15 protein-coding genes and 1 riboswitch are annotated in these 16,143 nt (G+C 70.2%); of the genes, 11 read left to right on the forward strand and 4 right to left on the reverse strand.

Annotated elements, in window-relative coordinates; all coding sequences use genetic code 11:
• The first annotated feature begins 18 nt into the window (after window positions 1-18).
• The 4 genes from AB0F88_RS43885 to AB0F88_RS43900 are packed head-to-tail and all read left to right on the forward strand — an operon-like array spanning window position 19 to window position 3,937.
• Complete coding sequence (locus tag AB0F88_RS43885; protein WP_362698491.1) at window positions 19-957, forward strand: ABC transporter permease; 939 nt, start codon at window positions 19-21, stop codon at window positions 955-957.
• The gene (locus AB0F88_RS43890; RefSeq protein WP_362698494.1) at window positions 950-1,894 is read left to right on the forward strand and encodes an ABC transporter permease; all 945 of its coding nucleotides are present in this window, start codon (window positions 950-952) and stop codon (window positions 1,892-1,894) included. The genes AB0F88_RS43885 and AB0F88_RS43890 overlap by 8 nt, the downstream gene beginning before the upstream one ends.
• A gap of 8 nt (window positions 1,895-1,902) precedes the next feature.
• Window positions 1,903-2,940 carry an ABC transporter ATP-binding protein gene (locus AB0F88_RS43895; RefSeq protein ID WP_362698497.1) on the forward strand — a complete coding sequence of 346 codons (1,038 nt, stop codon included), beginning with the start codon at window positions 1,903-1,905 and terminating at the stop codon, window positions 2,938-2,940.
• Window positions 2,924-3,937: a dipeptide ABC transporter ATP-binding protein gene (locus AB0F88_RS43900; RefSeq protein WP_362698500.1), complete on the forward strand. Its 1,014-nt coding sequence runs from the start codon at window positions 2,924-2,926 to the stop codon at window positions 3,935-3,937. The genes AB0F88_RS43895 and AB0F88_RS43900 overlap by 17 nt, the downstream gene beginning before the upstream one ends.
• Before the next feature lie 218 nt (window positions 3,938-4,155).
• Here the strand turns inward: AB0F88_RS43900 and AB0F88_RS43905 are convergent, their stop codons facing one another.
• Both AB0F88_RS43905 and AB0F88_RS43910 read right to left on the reverse strand, forming a co-directional pair.
• Window positions 4,156-4,743 (reverse strand): hypothetical protein, encoded by a 588-nt coding sequence (locus AB0F88_RS43905; RefSeq protein ID WP_362698503.1) that lies wholly within the window; start codon window positions 4,741-4,743, stop codon window positions 4,156-4,158.
• Between the two features lie 508 nt (window positions 4,744-5,251).
• A complete protein-coding gene (locus AB0F88_RS43910) occupies window positions 5,252-6,058 on the reverse strand; it encodes an SAM-dependent chlorinase/fluorinase (protein ID WP_362698505.1) in 807 nt (268 codons plus the stop codon).
• Window positions 6,059-6,175: 117 nt separating this feature from the next.
• Here AB0F88_RS43910 and AB0F88_RS43915 point away from each other — a divergent pair, with 117 nt between their 5' ends.
• Together AB0F88_RS43915 and otsB are read left to right on the forward strand one after the other, a co-directional pair.
• On the forward strand, window positions 6,176-6,478 hold the full coding sequence (locus AB0F88_RS43915; protein WP_362698507.1) for a DUF3263 domain-containing protein: 303 nt from the start codon (window positions 6,176-6,178) through the stop codon (window positions 6,476-6,478).
• An 82-nt stretch (window positions 6,479-6,560) separates the two neighbouring features.
• On the forward strand, window positions 6,561-7,340 hold the full coding sequence (gene otsB / locus AB0F88_RS43920; protein ID WP_362698510.1) for a trehalose-phosphatase: 780 nt from the start codon (window positions 6,561-6,563) through the stop codon (window positions 7,338-7,340).
• A 161-nt stretch (window positions 7,341-7,501) separates the two neighbouring features.
• Here otsB and AB0F88_RS43925 read toward each other — a convergent pair whose 3' ends face one another.
• Entirely contained in the window at window positions 7,502-8,722 is a 1,221-nt protein-coding gene (locus tag AB0F88_RS43925) for an MFS transporter (protein ID WP_362698513.1), read from the reverse strand.
• 84 nt (window positions 8,723-8,806) lie between these two features.
• The gene (locus AB0F88_RS43930; protein WP_362698516.1) at window positions 8,807-10,231 is read right to left on the reverse strand and encodes a trehalose-6-phosphate synthase; all 1,425 of its coding nucleotides are present in this window, start codon (window positions 10,229-10,231) and stop codon (window positions 8,807-8,809) included.
• 230 nt (window positions 10,232-10,461) lie between these two features.
• On the opposite strand from AB0F88_RS43930, the gene AB0F88_RS43935 reads away from it, so the two are divergent.
• The 5 genes from AB0F88_RS43935 to AB0F88_RS43955 all read left to right on the forward strand — a co-directional run bounded on the left by AB0F88_RS43935 (window position 10,462) and on the right by AB0F88_RS43955 (window position 15,331).
• Window positions 10,462-11,019, forward strand: a complete 558-nt coding sequence (locus AB0F88_RS43935) for an RNA polymerase sigma factor (RefSeq protein ID WP_362698519.1) — start codon at window positions 10,462-10,464, stop codon at window positions 11,017-11,019.
• Window positions 11,020-11,221: 202 nt separating this feature from the next.
• Window positions 11,222-12,799, forward strand: a complete 1,578-nt coding sequence (locus AB0F88_RS43940; protein WP_362698522.1) for a S1 family peptidase — start codon at window positions 11,222-11,224, stop codon at window positions 12,797-12,799.
• Window positions 12,800-13,033: 234 nt separating this feature from the next.
• A riboswitch (SAM riboswitch) is annotated at window positions 13,034-13,176 on the forward strand.
• Window positions 13,177-13,190: 14 nt separating this feature from the next.
• Window positions 13,191-14,486 carry a threonine synthase gene (gene thrC, locus AB0F88_RS43945; RefSeq protein WP_362698525.1) on the forward strand — a complete coding sequence of 432 codons (1,296 nt, stop codon included), beginning with the start codon at window positions 13,191-13,193 and terminating at the stop codon, window positions 14,484-14,486.
• A gap of 22 nt (window positions 14,487-14,508) precedes the next feature.
• Window positions 14,509-14,784 (forward strand): MoaD/ThiS family protein, encoded by a 276-nt coding sequence (locus AB0F88_RS43950; RefSeq protein WP_350977546.1) that lies wholly within the window; start codon window positions 14,509-14,511, stop codon window positions 14,782-14,784.
• A gap of 346 nt (window positions 14,785-15,130) precedes the next feature.
• Entirely contained in the window at window positions 15,131-15,331 is a 201-nt protein-coding gene (locus AB0F88_RS43955) for a cold-shock protein (protein ID WP_012895270.1), read from the forward strand.
• Window positions 15,332-16,143: the final 812 nt, after the last annotated feature.

A 16,143-nucleotide genomic window follows, 5' to 3' on the forward strand; every position in this document is an offset into this window, starting at 1 on the left:
TACCTACGGGAGATACGAATGGGCCGTTACATCCTCAGGCGCCTCATCCAGTCGATACCAGTCCTGGTGGGCGCCACCCTGCTCATCTACGCCATCGTCTTCGCGCTGCCCGGTGACCCCATCGCGGCGCTGGCGGGCGAGAAGCGGGTAGACCCCAACATCGTCGCCATCCTGCGCGAGCAGTACCACCTGAACGACCCGTTCCTGGTGCAGTACTGGTACTACGTCACCGGCCTGCTCGGCGGCGACTTCGGTACCACCTTCGCCGGCGTCGGAGTCGGAGAGATCCTGGCCGGCAAGTTCCAGGTGACCATCAACCTGGCGGCGACCGCCCTGGTGATGGAGGCCGTCATCGGCGTGGGGCTCGGCCTGTACGCGGCGCTGCGCCACGGCAGGGCCAGCGACTCGATGATCCTCGCCTCCACCCTGGTGCTGATCTCCATCCCCATCCTGGTGACCGGCTTCGTGCTCCAGCTGCTGCTGGGAGTGAAGCTCAAGCAGGCCGGAATCGACCTCTTCCCCGTCGCGGGCGTGACGGAGGGCTGGCGCAGCTACCTGCTGCCCGGCTTCGTGCTCGCGGGGGTGTCGATCGCCTACCTCACCCGGCTGGCCAGGAACAGCCTGGTGGAGATCCTGCGCGCCGACTACATCCGCACCGCGGTGGCCAAGGGCCTGCCCCGGAACCGGATCGTCGGGCGGCACGCGCTGCGCAACGCGCTGATCCCGCTGGTCACCTACCTGGGCGCCGACCTCGGCCAGTTGATGGGCGGCGCGGTGATCACCGAGACGATCTTCAACTTGCCGGGAATCGGCCAGCAGCTGTTCAGCTCCGTGCACCTGCGCGAGCAGCCCGTGGTCGTCGGCATCGTGACCGTCCTGGTGCTGATCTACATCCTTGCCAACCTGGTCGTCGACCTGCTCTACGCCGTGCTCGACCCGAGGATCCGTTATGAGTGACACTCTTGTCCCGGCCGGAGGGCAGACCGGGAACCCCAAGCACGGCAGGCCCAGGAGGGGCGCGAAGGGCGCCAAGGCGCCCAAGGCCGCGAGCCTGTGGGGCGACGCCTGGTACGACCTGCGCCGCCGCCCGCTCTTCATCGGGGCGTCCGTCCTCATCGCCGTCCTGGTCGTCATGGCGGTGTTCCCCTCGCTGTTCACCTCGGTGAACCCGTTCGACGCCAAGAGCTGCAACCTGACCGACGCCCGGCTGGGAATGGGCGAGGCCCACTGGTTCGGCACCGACAACCTCGGCTGCGACATCTACGCCCGCACCATCCACGGCGCCCGCAACTCGATCGTGGTCGGCCTGGCCACCACCGTCGTCACCGCGATCGTGGGCGGCCTGCTCGGCCTCGTCGCCGGATTCAGGGGCGGCGCGCTGGACACCCTGCTCTCCCGGCTCACGGAGATCTTCTTCGCGATCCCGTCGATCCTCGGCGCCCTGCTCATCCTGGCGGTCTTCCGCACGGGCAACGTGTGGACCGTCATGCTCGCGCTGGCCGTGCTGACCTGGCCGATGACGTACCGGATCATGAGGGCGGCGGTGATCACCGCCAAGAGCCAGGACTACGTGCTCGCGGCGAGGGCGCTCGGCGCCTCCGCGTCGAGGATCATGTTCCGGCACATCCTGCCGAACGCGATCGCCTCGGTGATCGTGGTCGCCACGATCAACCTGGGCTACTTCATCGCCGCCGAGGCCGGTCTGTCCTTCCTCGGCGTGGGCCTGCGCTCACCCGACATCTCCTGGGGGCTCATGATCGCCGACGCCAGGGAGCGCTTCCTGGAGGCTCCGTGGGCGCTGCTGTTCCCGGCGCTGTTCCTGAGCCTGACGGTGCTGGCCTTCATCATGCTGGGCGACGCCGTCCGCGACGCCCTCGACCCGAAGCTGCGGTAGGGGGACCCGTGAAGAAGACCTCAACGCCGGTGGTGCCGTCCAGGGAGACGCCGGGCAGCGAGCCGCTGCTCGTCGTCGACGACCTGCACGTGGAGTTCGTGACCAGGCAGGGCCTGGTCAAGGCGGTCAACGGGGTCAGCTACTCGCTGAACGCCGGGGAGACGCTCGCGGTGCTCGGCGAGTCCGGTTCGGGCAAGTCGGTGACCGCGCAGGCCATCATGGGCATCCTCGACTCCCCGCCGGCCCGCATTCCCAAGGGCGAGATCCGCTTCCGGGGCACGAACCTGCTCGACCTGTCCGAGGAGGCCCGCACCCAGGTGCGCGGCCGGCGGATCGCGATGATCTTCCAGGACGCGCTCTCCGCGCTGAACCCGGTGTTCACCGTCGGCGCCCAGATCGGGGAGATGTTCCGGGTGCACCGGGGCGCCTCCAAGCGCGACGCCCAGAAGAAGGCGATCGAGCTGATGGACCGGGTCCGCATCCCGGCCGCCAAACAGCGGGTGCACGACTACCCCCACCAGTTCTCCGGGGGAATGCGCCAGCGCATCATGATCGCGATGTCGATCGCGCTCGACCCCGAGGTGCTGATCGCCGACGAGCCGACCACCGCCCTCGACGTGACGGTGCAGGCCCAGATCATGGAACTCCTGGGCGAGCTGCGGCGCGAGAGCAACATGGGCCTGATCCTGATCACCCACGACCTCGGCGTGGTCGCCGACGTCGCCGACAAGATCGCGGTCATGTACGGCGGGCGGATCGTGGAGAACGCCCTCGTGCACGACATCTACCGCAGGCCCGCCCACCCGTACGCCAAGGGCCTGCTCGACTCGATTCCCCGGGTCGACCAGAAGGGGCAGGAGCTGTACGCCATCAAGGGCATGCCGCCGAACCTGCTCGACATGCCCACGGGCTGCGCCTTCCACCCCCGGTGCCCGTACCGTCAGGACAACTGCGTCGTCGACGCGCCCCCGCTGTACGAGATCGGCCCGACGCGCGGCAGCGCGTGTCACTACTGGAGGGAGGTCCTCGATGGCAGCCACGGGTGAGCCGATCCTTGAGGTCCGCGACCTGGTCAAGCACTTCCCGCTGACCCAGGGCGTCATCCTGCGCAAGCAGGTCGGCGCGATCAAGGCCGTCGACGGGGTCTCCTTCGACCTGCGCCGGGGCGAGACGCTCGGCATCGTGGGCGAGTCCGGGTGCGGCAAGTCCACGCTGGCCAAGCTCCTGATGGCGCTGGAGCGGCCGACCTCGGGCTCGGTGCGGATCAACGGCCAGGAGATCGCCAACGCCAGGCGCGGCGAGCTCAAGCGGGCCCGCCGCAACATCCAGATGGTCATGCAGGACCCGTACACCTCGCTGAACCCCCGGATGACGGTGGGCGACATCATCGGCGAGCCGTTCGAGATCCACCAGGAGGTCGCCCCCAAGGGCGACCGGCGCCGCAAGGTGCAGGAGCTCCTCGAAGTGGTGGGCCTCAACCCCGACCACATCAACCGCTACCCGCACCAGTTCTCCGGCGGCCAGCGCCAGCGCATCGGGATCGCCCGCGGGCTGGCGCTCCAGCCGGAGATCATCGTCTGTGACGAGCCGGTCTCCGCGCTGGACGTGTCGATCCAGGCGCAGGTCGTCAACCTGCTGGAGCGGCTGCAGGACGACCTCGGCCTCGCGTATGTCTTCATCGCCCACGACCTGTCGGTGGTCCGGCACATCTCCGACCGGGTCGGGGTGATGTACCTGGGCAAGATGGTGGAGATCGGTAAGGACGTCGAGATCTACGACCGGCCCGCGCACCCCTACACCCAGGCGCTGCTGTCGGCCGTCCCGGTGCCCGACCCCGAGGGGCGCGAGCGGCGCGAGCGGATCATCCTCCAGGGCGACCCGCCGTCCCCCGCCAACCCGCCGTCGGGCTGCCGGTTCCGTACGCGGTGCTGGAAGGCCCAGGAGATCTGTGCCGTCGAGGAGCCGCTGCTGCAGATCCGGCCCGGCACCGCGCACGCGAGCGCCTGCCACTTCGCCGAGACCCACGACGTGATCCACGTGTAGGAGAGCCCGAGAGGGCCTGAGCGGGCGGGGAAGGCGACGGCGGAGACGGGTCCCGGAGGCGGGGAGGGCGAAGAGCCCGGAGAGCCCGTGGGCGGGAACCCGGAACAACCGGACCCGCAACAACCGGAGCCGGAACAGCGAAGGGCGCGACCCCCACATGGAGTTGTGGAGGCCGCGCCCTGTCTGCTTTACCGCTTTACCGCAGGGTGTCTGTCCTGCTAGAGGATGTCGACGCCGACGCCACCGATGCCGACGAGGCCGCCGATGCCGACGCCGTGGCCGGTTCCGCTGCCGCTGCTGATGATGTTGCCGCCGCCGCCGATGGTGTTGCCGCCACGGCCGAAGAGGCCGCCGCCGAGGATGCCGCCCCCGCCGAAGCCGCCGCCGCCGAAGCCGCCGCCGTAGAAGCCCCCGCCGTAGACGCCGCCACCGTAGACGCCGCCGCCGTAGCAGCCGCCACCGTAGACGCCGCCGCCGTAGATGCCACCACCGTAGATGCCGCCGCCGAAGCCGCCGCCGTAGATGCCGCCGCCGCAGCCGATGCCGCTGCTCACGGCCGTGGGGATGACGGTGGCGCCGTACGTGACGGTGCTCGTCGGGACGAAGGCCGGGGCGCCGCTGACGACGCCGACGCCGCAGCAGTCGGCGGCCTTCTTGGCGGCCTTGGCCTTGGCGGCGGCCTTGACGACCGACTGGGCGCTGACCTTGGCCGTGGAGGTGGAGGAGGTGGACGCGGACGCGACCGCGGCCGGCGCGATGACGGCGATACCGACACACGCGGAGGTGATGAGAAGACGACGAATCATTGTGGTTCCCCCTGGAAGGAAATCGTCGCGGCAGTGTCTGGGGCCTCTGGAACGGACCGTCTGCGCGCGGCTACTCAAAGTAACGGGAGTGAGACTATCCAGCGACATGCTTTCTGGAGGGTCAAGAATGGTCAGCTTGTGGCAATGATCGCGGGGTTATATCAGAACGAAACTCGGTCTATCGCCGATCCGATCCGGGCGCTCCCGGCCTTTCATGCCCCGTCGAATTCCTTAATTGCCAGGTCAGCTCGTATATCCGGCTGAGGGCGGCCTCCCGGCGGGCGGTGGGGCGGGAAGGGCCTGCCCCAGGGGGGAGGCGTCGCCGCGAAGGCATGCCGGCGGCCACGGGGAGGGCGGCGCGGTCACGTTTTCCATAGGGGATCGGGAAACGTCGCCTGAATTCCGGCATGTGTGATTCCGTCGGAAAAATCTGCCGACGAAAAAGGTGCTTCACTAAACGGGATGATGCATGGCGTGATTTCCTCTTAAATCACATTTGTTGTGCATGTCAGGGAGAGGGGGAGAGCCGCACGTGGGCTCCGGGCGGCAGGCCCAGCCGCTGGGAGGCGTCGCCGGAGTTGACCGCCAGCGCGACCAGCCCGGCCGAGTCGGTGAAGGCCACGACCTCCCCGGGCGGGACCGCGGCGAAGGTCTCCCTGAACGGCACCGAGAGCCGTCGCCTGCCCAGCCAGACCACCAGGGTGTCTCCCGGCGCGACGTCCAGCGTCACCAGATCGCCGGAGCCGATCGACAGCTGGGCGTTGCCGTGCCGGTCGACCGACAGCACCTCCCCCTCGACGTAGCCCTCCTGGATGGTGGAGGTGGGCGCGGGCAGCGAGACGAGCCGCTCCAGCGGGATCTCCGGTCCCAGCTCGGACGGATGGCACCCGGTCGCCAGGTGCGCCGCCACCGGGGCGAAGAGGTCGCGGCCGTGGAAGGTCGGCGAGACGGGTTCCAGGAAGAGCTCCTTGTTGGAGAGCTCGTAGGCGGCACGCGCGCCCCCGCTGGCGTGGATCGCCCACGACAGCAGCCCGTTGTCCGGGCCCAGGAACATGTGGTCGCCGGCCTGGACGGCCACGGCCCGGCGCGAGCCGCCACCGCCGGGATCCACCACGGCGACGTGCACGCCGGGAGGAAGGTAGGCGATCGTCTGGGCCAGGATCGCCGCACCGCGCCGTACGTCCCCCGAGGGGACCAGATGGCAGACGTCAATGATCCGCGACTGCGGAGAGATTCCGGCGATCACGCCGTGACATGCGGCGATGTAGCCGTCTTCCAGTCCGTAGTCGGTGAGAAGGCTGATGACAGAGGTCACATCTGGTGACTGTACGTCTCCACATCCGTCATGAACAGCGCGAAATTCCGGACTATCCTGACTTCGGGCCGCGCGTGCGCGGTGTGGTCGCCGCGTGCCCCGAGGTAGGAGGAAGCAATGGACACCGCGTCGAGTCCCGGTGACAGCGCTGCTCCGGAGCCCGCGCCGAGGGCTCTCACCGACAGGGAGCGCGAGCTGCTCGCCTTCGAGCGCCAGTGGTGGCGCTACGCGGGCGCCAAGGAACAGGCGGTCCGCGAGGCCTTCGACATCTCGGCGACGCGCTACTACCAGTTGCTCAGCGAGCTCATCGACCTGCCGGCGGCGCTCGCCCACGACCCGATGCTGGTCAAGCGCCTGCGCCGGCTCCGGGAGACCCGGCGCCGCGATCGTGCCGCCCGGAAAATGGGCTTACGCCCCTGATGTTCGGGTACGACCGGTCGGACGGCGATCGCGAGAGCGGAGCCGGTACGACGGTGAACACACTCGACAGGCTGAGGCGGGCATGACGACGAATACGTCCGACGGGCTGAAGGCGATCGTCGCCGACCCGGCGGGAGCGGTGATCGGGCTCGACTTCGACGGCACGCTGTCCCCGATCGTCCCCGACCCCGCGGCGGCCAGGATCCACCCCGGCGGACCCGAGGTGCTGGCCAGGCTCGGCCGCCTGGTCGGCGCCGTGGTGATCGTGACCGGCCGTCCGGCCGCCACGGCCGTCGAGTACGGCTCCCTGGCCGGCGTGCCGGGGCTGGTCGTGCTCGGGCACTACGGCCTCGAACGCTGGGAGGCGGGGGCGCTCGCCGCGCCGCCCGTCCACCCGGGCCTCGACCTCGCCCGCACCGGGCTCGTCCCGCTGGTGGCGGGGATCGACGGGATCAGGATCGAGGACAAGGAGCGGTCGGTGGCCGTGCACACCCGGCAGGCCGCCGACCCGTGGGCGGCGCTCGACGCGCTGCGCGAGCCGGTCGCCGCGCTGGCCGCCGGGGCGGGGCTGGCGGTGGAGCCGGGCAAGTTCGTGCTGGAGCTGCGCCCGCCGGGGATGGACAAGGGGGTGGCGCTGAGCGCCTTCCTGGGCGAGCGGGCCGCCAGGTCGGTGCTGTTCGCCGGGGACGACCTGGGCGACCTCGCGGCGTTCGCGGCCGTGCGGGCCTCCGGGCTGCCGGGCGTGACGGTGTTCAGCGGGTCGCCCGAGATCGAGGTGGAGGCCGACATCGTGGTGGACGGGCCTTTGGGGGTCCTGGAACTCCTCACCTCGATCGCCGACGCCGTGGAGAGGGAGGCGTAGGGCGAGGCGCCGTGGAGAGGGAGGCGTAGGGCGAGGCCCGCCCGGGCGAGCCGTCCGCCCGGAGGGGTCCGCGCACGCTCGTGTGCCCACGTGGGTCCAGGTGGGTTCAGGTGGGTTCAGGTGGGGCCTGCCCGCGCTCGGGAACCTCCGCCCGCGTCCGCTCAGGCGGGCTCGCCGGCGCCCGCCCTGAGACGTCCGCCCGCGGTGATCAGCAGCCCTCCGGCGGCGAGCCCGATCAGGGCGGGGACCATGAGGAACGCCTGCTGGGTGCCGAACCCGTCGGCCAGCGCGCCCAGCAGGAACGGCCCGATGCCCACCGCCAGCCCGGCGAAGATCGAGGCCATCGCCGACGCCCGGTCCCGCCGCCCGCCGGAGGCGGCCAGCACCCGGGACAGCGCCATCGGGAAGTGCAGCGCGACCCCCAGTCCCGACACGGCCAGGCCCGCGTAGGAGAACGCCGGGTTCGTGCTCAGCCAGAAGATCGCCCACCCGGCGGCCGCGACCAGGAGTGCGCCGAGGAACAGCGTGGTCGGGGGGATTCGCAGGGCCAGCCAGGCCCCGGCCAGCCGCCCGGCCGCCATCCCGGCGGTGAACGCCGCGACCGCGGTCGCGGCCACCGCCGCGGGCAGCCCGGTCTGGTCGGAGAACAGCTTGGCCGCCCACAGGTTGAAGCAGAACTCCATCGCGACGCAGCAGAACAGCACGGCCGCGGCGAGGTAGAACCGCCAGCCGAAGCGGGCCTGACCCTCCGTGGCGGTGCCCCCGGTGCCCCCGGTGCCCCCGGTGCCGCCGGTGGCGTCGCCGGGCTCGGGGAGGCGTACGCGCCCCATGGCCAGCGCGAGCAGCGCGGCCAGCGCGGGGGTCACCAGCAGCGCGGCCCGCCAGCCGAAGGCGCTCTGCGCGGCGGCGCTGACCACGAACGGGACCCCGATGCCGACGATCACGCAGACGGCGTTGGCCTCGCTGATCGCCGCCGGGCCCGCGGGACCGTGCCGGTCGTCGAGCGCGGCCATGCCCAGGTACAGGACGATCGAGGCCAGCCCGCTGGCGACGCCGTACCCGAGGAGGGTGACCGGCAGCACGGTGGGGGCCGCCGCGACCATGAGCGTTCCGGCGCTCATCCCGGCCATCCCGGTCCAGACGGCGGCCCGGCGGCCGATCCTCCCGGTCAGCCAGGGCAGGGCGAGACCGACGATGATGCCGCCGACGGCCATCGCGGTCCCGTGCAGCCCGGCGACCGCCTGGGACACGCCCTGGTCGAGGCGGAGCAGCGGGAGCGCGGCGCTGAGGCCGTACAGGTAGGTGGCGAAGACGCCGAGCTGAAGGTAGATCAGCCAGGTCGCGCGGTCGCGGATCAGCCGGACGGGCGCGATCGCGGTCAACTCGGTCTCCCGTATGCAAGAAAAAGTGAAATAGCTGCAAAAACTATCTCATACAGGTCTAAAACCGCTTAACGAGCTGGGCCGTCACCCGAGGGCGTCGAGCTGCTCGGCGAACCACCGGTGCGGGGGGAGCGCGGTCGCCGCGGCGGCCAGCAGGACCCCCCTCCTGGCGCGCTCGTCCGAGGGCATCGTCAGCCCCTCGTGCAGCGCGGCGGCCGTGGCCGAGACGTCGTAGGGGTTCACCGTCAGCGCGTGCTCGCCCAGCTCGGCGGCGGCGCCGGCCTCCCGCGACAGCACCAGCGCGCTGTGCGGCGACAGGATCGGCCCCTCCTTGGCGACCAGGTTCATGCCGTCGCGGATCGGGTTGACCAGCAGCACGTCGGCCAGCCGGTAGGCGGCCAGCGAGCGCGGGTAGTCGTCGTCGACGTTGAGGATCAGCGGGTCCCAGTCCTCGGTGGCGTACTCGTCCTCGATCTCCTCGGCGCAGCGCTGCACCGCCGCGGTGTACTCGCGGTACTCGGGCAGGTCGTGCCGGGACGGGTAGGCGAAGGCGAGGTGCGTGACCCGGCCGTGCCACTCCGGGTGGGCCGCGAGGAACTGCTTGTAGGCGACCAGGCCCCGCACGATGTTCTTCGACAGCTCCGTCCTGTCGATCCGCACGATCAGCCTGCGGTCGCCCACCTGGGCGCGGAGCGCGGCCATGTGCGACTCCACGTCGGGCTCGGACGCCCGGGTCCACAGCGCCTTGCCGTCCACGCCCAGGCTGTGGGTGCCGATCCGGGTCGTCCTGCCCGCGTGCGTGACCGTACGCTCCCCGCGGTCGACCCGCGCGCCGAGCACCGTCTCGCAGCAGTCCATGAACGCCCCGCCCCAGCGGGCGGTGAGGAAGCCCGCGTGGTCGGCGCCCAGGATGCCCTCGAGGAGCTCGGTCGCGACGTCGTCGGGGAGCAGGTTGAAGTATTCGGGCGGCGCCCACGGCGTGTGCGAGAAGTGCGCCACCCGCAGGTCGGGACGCTCCCCCCTGAGCATGGCCGGGGCCAGGCTCAGGTGGTAGTCCTGCACCATCACCCGCGCCCCGTGCGGGGCCTCCTCGGCCAGCGCCATCGCGAACGCCTCGTTGTAGGACTGGTACGACTCCCACTCCCGGCGGAACCTGGCGTCGAAGTACGGCCGGTTGGGGGTGTCGTAGAGGAGGTGGTGGACGAACCAGAGGGTGGAGTTGGCGACCGCGTTGTACGCGCGGTGGAAGGTCGCCGGGGGGATGTCGAGCATCCGCAGCGCCCCGGTGTCGTAACCCGCCTGGTCGAGCCGGCCGCCGGGCGCCAGCCGCACGGCGCCGCGGTCGCCGTCGGACAGCGCCGCGCAGACCCACAGGACGCCGAGGTCTTTCGCGACCTCCGACAGGCCGGAGACCAGGCCGCCACCTCCCCTGCGCATGGACAGCGAACCGTCCTCGGAGAGGGTGAAGGAGACGGGGCCGCGGTTGGAGGCCACCAGGATCGCGCTCATCGATTCTCCTTGAGCGTGGAGACCCCAAGGTTAACCGGCGCCTGGTCGGGATGTCCTCGCTCTTCAGGTCAAGGAAGGAACGGCGTCCATCGAATTGTGTCAGCTCTTGTCAGCGGGTGGAGTGATGAGCCCCGCTCTATCACCCTTTTTGTGGCGATGAGGGAGGGTCACCATCCGCGACCCCCGACCGTAGGATGTCCAGCGACCGTGACCGCTGATGGGGGCCCGTGATGGCGCTGGACGAGACGACCGAGGACCTGGCCCGATCGGCCGCCCAGGGCGACCACCGCGCTCTCGGCGAGCTGCTGAAGCGGATCGAGCCCGCCGTGCTCAGGCACTGCGGCCGGATCCTCCCATTCCGGCAGGACGCCGAGGAGGCCTGCCAGGACACCCTGCTCGCGGTGGCGCGCAACATCGGCCGCTTCGAGGGGCGCGCCCGGTTCAGCACCTGGCTGCACATCGTGACCGCCAACTGCGCCAGGACCACCTACCGCTCGCTGAAGCGCCGCGCGGCCGAGCAGAGCTCCGACGAGCTGCCGCTGCAGAAGCCGGACGTGGCCCGGGTGAGCGTGATCGCCGGGTCCCGGCTGGACCTGCTCGACGCGATGGAGGCGCTGGAGGCCGAGAAGCCGGAGCTCGCCCAGGCGCTGGTGCTGCGCGACATCTGCCAGCTCGACTACAACGAGGTGGCCGAGCAGCTCCGCATCCCGCTGGGCACCGCCAAGTCGCGCATCCATCAGGCGCGCAAGTACGTCCAGAGCGCCCTGGGCGACGCCTACGGCTTCTGACCGCCGCCCGGTCTCCGGCCGGCGGCCCGTCCTCCGACGGGCCGCCCGCCAGGCCGGAACCAGTCGAAGAGCACCTCCGCGTGGCGTGCTGCCCTGACGGTCTCACCTGATTTAAGGTGGCGTTGCCCACGTCGCGTGATCAATCGGTGACATGTGGCGATCTCCCCTCACGCTGTGCAAGCCGAGGTCGAGGAGAGACCACATGTTCCGCAGACACGCCGTTTCCACGGCATGCGTCCTGACGGCCACCGCACTTGCCCTGGCCGCCGTACCGGCCGGCGCCGAACGCCAGGCGAAGGGTGCTCCGGCCGCGCCCGCCGCCCCGTCCGCCGACATGGCCGCGTGGGCCATGTCGGCCGCGCGGAAACCACCGCCGGGCATGCTGGAGGCGCTCGAGCGCGACCTGGGCCTGACCCCGGCACAGGCCCAGGCCCGGCTGCTCAACGAGGCCCGCCTGACCCCGGTCGCGCTGCAGATGGCCAGGAGGCTCGGCCCCCGTTTCGGCGGCACCTGGCTGCGAGGGACCAGCGCGCACACCCTGGTGGTGGCCACCACCAGCGCCGCCGACATCCCGACGATCCTCGGCGCGGGTGCCCAGGCCGAGATCGTCCCCAGGTCGCTGGTGGAGCTCACCGCGATCAAGCAGGCGGTCGACAACAGCCTGCCCCCGCAGCCGCTCGTGTCGAGCGCGCGCTTCGTCGACGTGAAGAGGAACAAGGTGGTCGTCCTCTCCCCGAAGCCCGAGGCTGCCATAAACGTCATCGAGAGCGCCGGGGTGGACGGAGCGGCGGTGGTCGTGCTGCCCTCCACCGAGGTTCCCCAGCCGCTGTACGACCTGGTGGGCGGCAACGCCTACTACATCGGCGTCACCAGCCGCTGCTCGATCGGCTTCCCCGTGCTCAAGGGCACCCAGAACGGGTTCGTCACTGCCGGCCACTGCGGCAGGACCGGCAACGCCACCACCGGCTTCAACCGCGTCACCCAGGGCACCTTCCAGGGCTCGGTCTTCCCCGGCAGCGACTACGCCTGGGTCTTGACCAACAGCAACTGGACGGCCACCCCGACGGTCGACAACGGCCAGGGCGGCACCGTGCCCGTCGCCGGCGCCCGGATCGCCATCGAGGGGGCCTCGGTCTGCCGGTCGGGCTCCACCACCGACTGGCACTGCGGTCTCATCCAGCAGCGCGACGCCAGCATCACCTACCCCCAGGGCACCGTCAACGGGCTGACCCGCACCACCGTCTGCGCCGAACCCGGAGACTCCGGTGGCTCGTTCATCTCCGTCGACCAGGCCCAGGGCGTCACCTCCGGCGGCTCCGGAGACTGCAGCCAGGGCGGTACCACCTACTTCCAGCCGATCGCCCCGATCCTCACCGCCTACGGCCTGACCCTGAGGACCACCGCGGGCAACCCGCCGCCGCCGGTCACGGGCACCTGCACCGGCTTCCCCAACACCTACACCGGCACCCTGGCCGCCGGCCGGTCCGTCTACCAGCCGAGGGGCCTGTACTACAGGCTGACAGTCGGAGGTCTCCAGACCGCCTGCCTGGACGGCGCCGACGGCACCGACTTCGACCTGTACCTGCAGAAGTGGAACGGCAGCACCTGGCCGGTCGTCGCCACCTCCGACAGCGCGGGTCCCGACGAGAGGATCTCCTACACCGGCACGCCCGGCTACTACCGCTACCGGGTGGTCAGCGCGGCCGGCTCCGGCCCCTACACCCTGGGGTTCCGGGTTCCGGGTTCCGTGACCGCTCCGGCGGGTCGCCTCTCGCGCTGACGGCCGGGAAGGGATGAGGCCCCCGCCGGGCCCGCGATCACCGAGGATCGCGGGCCCGGCGGGGGCCTCGCCTGCCGTCAGGGCCGTGCGCCGGGTGCCTCGCGACCGGCGGCCCGCGTCCGGTTGTCCGCTGGGTAACACGCCATGTCTCGCACAGTGAGACAAGGAGTCAGGAGGGCGGCAGGGCGGGGTAGAGTGCTGAGGACCTGCGCGTCAGGTTTCCAACTGAATATTTGCTCATCCAGAGGGGTGGAGGGACCGGCCCTGCGAAGCCCCGGCAACCATCCCGGTTCAAGACTCGTGATCTGAACGAGGTCGGCCGGGACAGGTGCCAATTCCGGTCTGTGACCAGGGTGGTCCGCAGACGAAGATGAGGGAAAGGCCTCGCTTCATGGCGCTCGCAACCACTGAGAACAACCCCACCACCTCCTCCGGTCGTGCCGGCGGCGCGCGAGACCCGCGCTTCGGCCCCGCCGTCGCCCTCTCCTGCCGGGAGTGCGGTGCCCGCTACGACCTCGGCCCCAGCTTCGCCTGTAACGAGTGTTTCGGGCCCCTTGAGATCGCGTACGACTTCGGGCGTGTGACCCGGGAGCGGATCGCCGAGGGGCCGACCAACATCTGGCGTTACCGCTCGCTGCTGCCCGTCCCCGAGGACGTGGCCACCAAGCCCAACATGGCGCCCGGCTGGACGAAGCTCGTCAACGCCGGCAACCTCGCCCGCGAGCTGGGCATCCGCTCCCTGCACGTGAAGGACGACTCCGGCAACCCCACGCACTCCTTCAAGGACCGCGTGGTGGCCATCGCCGTCGAGGCGGCCCGCAACTTCGGTTTCCACACCCTCTCCTGCTCCTCCACCGGCAACCTGGCCGGCGCCGTGACCGCCGCCGCCGCGCGGGCCGGGCTGGACGCCTGCGTGTTCATCCCCTCCGACCTGGAGCAGGCCAAGATCGTCATGGCCTCCGTGTACGGCGGCAGGCTCATCGGCATCGAGGGCACGTACGACGACGTGAACCGCTTCTGCTCCGAGCTCATCGGCGACGAGCTGGGCGACCAGTGGGGCTTCGTCAACGTCAACCTCCGGCCGTACTACGCGGAGGGGTCCAAGACCCTGGCCTACGAGATCGCCGAGCAGCTCGGCTGGCGCATCCCCGACCAGATCGTCATCCCGGTCGCATCGGGCTCGCAGCTCACGAAGATCGACAAGGGCTTCAAGGAGCTGATCGCGCTCGGTCTGGTCGAGGACAGGCCGTACAAGATCTTCGCGGCCCAGGCCGAGGGGTGCTCCCCGGTCTCCGCCGCCTACAAGGCGGGCCACGACGTGATCCGCCCGGTCAAGCCGGACACGATCGCCAAGTCGCTGGCGATCGGCAACCCGGCCGACGGCCCGTACGTCCTGGACATCGCCCGCCGCACCGGCGGCGCGGTCGAGGACGTCACCGACGCCGAGATCGTCGACGCGATCCGGCTGCTGGCCAGGACCGAGGGCATCTTCGCCGAGACCGCCGGAGGCGTCGTCGTCGGGGTGCTGCGCAAGCTGGTCGCCTCGGGCACGCTCGACCCCGACGCCGAGACCGTGGTCCTCAACACCGGCGACGGCCTCAAGACCCTCGACGCGGTGGCCGCGGAGGCGCGCCCGACCGCGGTGATTCGGCCTTCTCTTGACGCATTCCGTGCGGCTATCGCCTAGAAATCGTGAAAGGTACTGAATTATGAGCGTTTCTGTGCGGATTCCGACGATTCTCCGGACTTACACCGATGGTGCCGCCGAGGTGAACGGAGAGGGTGAGACCCTGCGCGATGTTCTTCAGAAGCTCGACGCGGACTTCCCGGGGATCGGCGCCCGGATTCTTGATGAATCGGGAAAGATCCGACGTTTTGTCAATGTCTATGTGGGGGATGAGGACGTCCGTTTTGTCGACAACCTCGACACGGCCACGCCCTCCGGCGTCCAGGTATCCATCATCCCGGCGGTGGCCGGAGGCTGATTCTCCCGCCCCGGCGCGGCTCTGACCGCCCAGCGCCGCCCCCAGGGGACCCGCGACTCCACGGCACCCGCCCGGCTCCGGCCGGGCGGGTGCCGTGTTTGATGACCCAAGCTCATATTTTTGGACTGCACGGAGAATGTAACCCTTAACTAACTAATAGTGATAGTGAAACTCTCTTCTCGTACTAAAAGCTCTCGTAAAGCGGTAGTTTGGTGCTTGACTCTGTTGCCCTACCGCTTCCCACAGGTATGGTCGGAACGATCGCCGCGGCGAAGTCCGCCCCGGCGATTGAGGACTTCGCGAGAGGAATGGGCGTCGTCCTTAAGACCAGTAAGAGGAGTCGCAAGTGGCGCAGGGCACCGTCAAATGGTTCAACGCGGACAAGGGCTACGGCTTCATCGCGGTAGACGGTGGTAAGGATGTGTTCGTCCATTACTCCGCGATCATGATGGACGGCTATCGTGCCCTCGAGCAGGGCCAGCGGGTCGAGTTCGAGATCACTCAGGGTCAGAAGGGTCCCCAGGCGGAGTCCGTCCGGGCGGTCTGACGTGGCCGTTTCGTGAATTCGCAGGGAAGAGCCGGTGGATCCCGCGGTATCGCAGTCCGCTGGATCCTCACCGCCCAGGCCCGGCTCGCTTCCCGACAAGGCGAGCCGGGCCTTCGCGTCGCACGGTAGGGGGGCCGTACGGGACGCGTGGTCGCACGGGGTGCGGGGCGGTGGCCGCGCTCACGCGGGGACGCGCAGAGACGCCGCGCAGGGGCACGCGGGGCGCAGGGACGCGCAGAGACGCCGCGCAGGGGCACGCGGGGCGCAGGGACGCGCGGGGACGCGCGGGGACGCTGTGAGCCCGCCGGGTGGCACGGAGCCCGCGCGGCGGGCCGGCGCGGAGCGCGTGCCGGGCGGCACGGAGCGCGTGGCGGACCGATGGCGACGCGTGGCCTGCACCGACGTGACGCGTGGCCCACGCCGAGGTGACGCATGGCCTACACCGAGGTGACGCGAGATCTACGTCCCCATGACACGGAGGTGACGTCCCCGGCTCGGGCGGCGCAGGTCAACGGATCGTGGCTTGCACTCGACAGGGTAGAGTGCTAAACAGATTGTTGGCACTCACGCATAGAGAGTGCCAATCCTGGATCGAGGCGATGGGGCCCGCCGAACGGAGTCGTGGGCCCACATGCCGTCGCGGGCGTCGGCTCGATCCGGTGTAAGCCACCCTTTCTCTGGGAGGTTAGCCGTATGGCAGCCAAGATGATCGCGTTTAACGAGGACGCCCGGCGCGGTCTCGAGCGCGGCATGAACCAGCTCGCGGACGCCGTCAAGGTGACCCTCGGCCCCAAGGGCCGTAACGTCGTGCT

The sequence above is a fragment of the Streptosporangium sp. NPDC023963 genome (assembly GCF_040639135.1).
GTDB lineage: Bacteria > Actinomycetota > Actinomycetes > Streptosporangiales > Streptosporangiaceae > Streptosporangium.